At 34.2% G+C, this 339-nt stretch carries 1 protein-coding gene; it reads left to right on the top strand.

Annotated features, from left to right (window positions below; all coding sequences use genetic code 11):
- Positions 1-57 precede the first annotated feature (57 nt).
- On the top strand, positions 58-339 hold a 282-nt coding region (locus GOQ16_RS17445; RefSeq protein WP_160070462.1), incomplete at its 3' end, for a hypothetical protein.

Here is a 339-nt window from a genome sequence, read left to right as displayed (position 1 = left end):
AATAATTTCAACCTATTACTTGAGATCAGTGAATCTCACGTCAAAGTTGCCAATGAAATGAAAGACAAAATTGGTGCTCCTGAAGTACAATTAATGTCTATTGATACAAATAAAGATACAAGGGTTGATGTCTTGACACAATTCTATAATACCAAACAGGAATATCAACAGATACCAAGAAGTGATCCACCATGCGGAAGCAGCAGTGGACCAAAGAAAGATATTATTATCCAAAATCCCAGAAAGATAAGAATTTGTGATAATCCTAAAAAGATTATTATCAATGAAGACCATACGAGATCAATTCAGGTACAGCCAGATGAAGAAGATGAAATCCCT

The organism is Sphingobacterium bovisgrunnientis (genome assembly GCF_009829085.1).
Taxonomy (GTDB): domain Bacteria; phylum Bacteroidota; class Bacteroidia; order Sphingobacteriales; family Sphingobacteriaceae; genus Sphingobacterium; species Sphingobacterium bovisgrunnientis.
This window is presented reverse-complemented; position numbering and strand designations above follow the sequence as displayed.